Origin of the sequence: Massilia mucilaginosa, assembly GCF_011682145.1 — a bacterium.
In the GTDB taxonomy this organism is placed as follows: Bacteria; Pseudomonadota; Gammaproteobacteria; order Burkholderiales; family Burkholderiaceae_D; genus Telluria_A; species Telluria_A mucilaginosa.
Window position 1 is genome coordinate 1 of the sequence record NZ_WHJH01000227.1, and the last position, 393, is coordinate 393.

The following is a 393-nucleotide window of genomic DNA, read 5'->3' on the forward strand; positions in this document are numbered from 1 at the left end:
TATTCGCACGCCAGGTTCCTGCGCGAGCACATCGACCGCGCCTGACTATCCTGTAACGGGAAGCATGCCGTGCAGCTTGGCCTTGTTGATCGCATCGATGCTGGACTTGGCTTTCAATTCGACCTTGAACGACTTGATATGCCGGTCCAATGCAGACAGGCTCATCCTCATGCGGTCGGCGATCTCCTTGCGCTGCAGGCCATCGTGCATGTGAAGCAGAATCGTCCTCTCGATATCCGACAGGACCGCGCCCGCGGCTGCTTGGGCGGCTGCGGGCGGGCGCAGCTGGTGCCGCATCATGCTGTGCGCGAACCGGGCGATTTCGATCAGACTGGGCTCGATCAGGCGCAGCTCCCTTTCCGTGACAGCTTCTCCCTTGCGTGACAGGACCAG

At 61.1% G+C, this 393-nt stretch carries 1 protein-coding gene; it reads right to left on the minus strand.

Translation table 11 applies throughout. The annotated features are described in order from the left end of the window. Window positions 1–45: 45 nt before the first annotated feature. On the minus strand, window positions 46–393 hold a 348-nt coding region (locus F2P45_RS34625), incomplete at its 5' end, for a LuxR C-terminal-related transcriptional regulator (RefSeq protein WP_223164931.1).